We start from the raw sequence: 2065 nt of genomic DNA, 5'->3' as shown, positions 1-2065 counted from the left end.
ACGTAGCTCCCGGTCACCCTCGGTAGAATAAATGATTCTTCCTGATGTGACATCAATTAAAGAAGCAGCCTGTGCATGGGTTCCTAATGCGGGCGGCGCTGCTTCTGTTTTTATCGCTCCCCGAACGGGCTGCGGACTTAGCAACGTAAGCGGCAATGACAAAATAAGCAGAAGTACCAGCGGCAAAACAAATGCGCGTGCCTTATTCAAGAAATGGCTGTGATCCGCGTGGATGTGTTGCTTTTTTTTAAACATTTGGATTCCTCCGGTTTTGAGCAAGTCTTGTACCATTCTATGTCCAAGCTGTTCAAAGTATGTCCACCTTTATAACAGAAAATTCCTTTACAGGACAGCCATTAGCTGCTCCTTTTTCGCTTTCTTTCTACACAAACTAAGCAACATCCCTCCCTGAATACATATATATTAGTTACTAAACGTTAAATATGGATCGAGGGGTTATAACATGCAGCGACTACAGTTTGAAATGATTTTAAGATCACGGATTGTAGAGTCCGCAGAAGCATTACACCGTAGTGGTGTATCCTTTGCCACATTTTCTACCGCACGTTGCAACCAGCAATTTTGGGATTTAACGGAAAAAGGTGGCTTTCAGATCAAAGCAGGTGTCACACCGGCACAGGGGATCAGAGATATCTTTTTAAACGGACATCAATACGCTTTTGAATGTGCAACAGCTATGGTTATTGTGCTGTACAAAGGAGTGCTGGATTCCATTTTGGAAAGTGAGTTTAATCGGATTTTTGCAGATATGCTGTTGTATGACTGGCACTATGACAGCGACCTCAGACTCATACAGCAGCAAGGAAGTCATAAAGCGGCTCCCGGCGATATTCTGTATTTCAACAATCCGGATGTGTCGTCTGAAACATTGGAATGGAAAGGAGAAAATGTCGTTAAGCTGAAGGAAGACTTGTTTTATGGACATGGGATTGGCATCTTGCCGGCGAAGGGTATTATCGATTCCCTGAATCAACATCGTCGACCGGAAGCCACGGTATCTGCTTATTTGACGGATGAAGTGATCTATCCGGACTTCATCTACCTATCCCAGTTTGCTGCCGAAGGAAATCGAAAAAATGAAATCTCGCTGCATACTTTGTATCAACAGGAATACTGTCACCATATACATGCTGTCATTGGGGGAAGGCAGTATATTCGGGGATAGGGCCAAGTACAAGCAGAAAAGAAGGTATTCCTTAGCCTATACTCGGCTTTGGGATACCTTCCTGAGAGAACGCTTTTAATTTCAATAACTTTTACAAGTAAGCCGGGCCAGAATTACTGTGATCCGTAGCAACATCTACAGGTACCTGTGGGGGTGGAGTCTGCAAGTTGCCGCCTGCGTTCTGGAAGATAGACTGAACCTTATCAATCAGGTATGGTGTGGAGTCAATGAGCTTCTCAATCAGATGCGTTTGATTGTCCAATGGAACGATTTGTGCCCCCTGTTTGCCAACAACCAAAAAAGCAATGGGATGAATAGATACACCACCACCGCTACCGCCTCCAAAAGGATGCCCTTCCTTCCCGCTATGATTACCCGACGCCGAGGAAGTATGAAGTGCCTCTTCGTCTACGTTAAAATCACTTCCTCCGGCAGCGAAACCAAATCCTACCTTACTGATTGGCAAAATAACGGAACCATCGGGTGTTTCCACTGCGTCTCCTACAATCGTATTCACATCTACCATGGCTTTGATGTTTTCCATTGCGGTTTGCATGAGCCCTTGAATCGGGTGATCTGACATGATTTATTCCTCCTCTGCTTATCTCAAGCGTAGACTGCCTTTTCTTTCGCTATTGTGCGCAGGGGTTCAAGGAAATATGTATGTCATTCGATAGTTCAGAAAGGATTGAGTCTCACCTCACTCCACTGTTTAACTTTCACTGGTAGCTTGAGGATCCTCAGTTTTTTTGGAAAAAACCCGTTTCCACGCCTCCGGTCCACCCGGAACGCGCCATATACGATAAGCTAACGTGAGCATGGAGAAAATTAAATAACCGAGCGACATATTTGCTTCACAGGTCAAGGTGGTAGTAAAAC

The 2065-nt window shown here is 44.8% G+C and carries 2 protein-coding genes and 1 pseudogene; 1 reads left to right on the top strand and 2 read right to left on the bottom strand.

Annotated features, from left to right (window positions below; genetic code table 11):
* A pseudogene (locus tag GRP75_RS25345) lies at window positions 1-255 on the bottom strand (D-alanyl-D-alanine carboxypeptidase); the annotation flags it as partial.
* Window positions 256-463: 208 nt separating this feature from the next.
* On the opposite strand from GRP75_RS25345, the gene GRP75_RS25340 reads away from it, so the two are divergent.
* Window positions 464-1186, top strand: a complete 723-nt coding sequence (locus GRP75_RS25340; RefSeq protein WP_160790708.1) for a protein-glutamine gamma-glutamyltransferase — start codon at window positions 464-466, stop codon at window positions 1184-1186.
* A gap of 91 nt (window positions 1187-1277) precedes the next feature.
* Here the strand turns inward: GRP75_RS25340 and ytfJ are convergent, their stop codons facing one another.
* Complete coding sequence (gene ytfJ, locus GRP75_RS25335) at window positions 1278-1769, bottom strand: GerW family sporulation protein (RefSeq protein WP_023989202.1); 492 nt, start codon at window positions 1767-1769, stop codon at window positions 1278-1280.
* Between the last annotated feature and the right edge of the window lie 296 nt (window positions 1770-2065).

It is taken from the genome of Paenibacillus sp. OT2-17, from assembly GCF_009827695.1.
Taxonomy (GTDB): Bacteria; Bacillota; Bacilli; order Paenibacillales; family Paenibacillaceae; genus Paenibacillus; species Paenibacillus polymyxa_B.
This window is presented reverse-complemented; position numbering and strand designations above follow the sequence as displayed.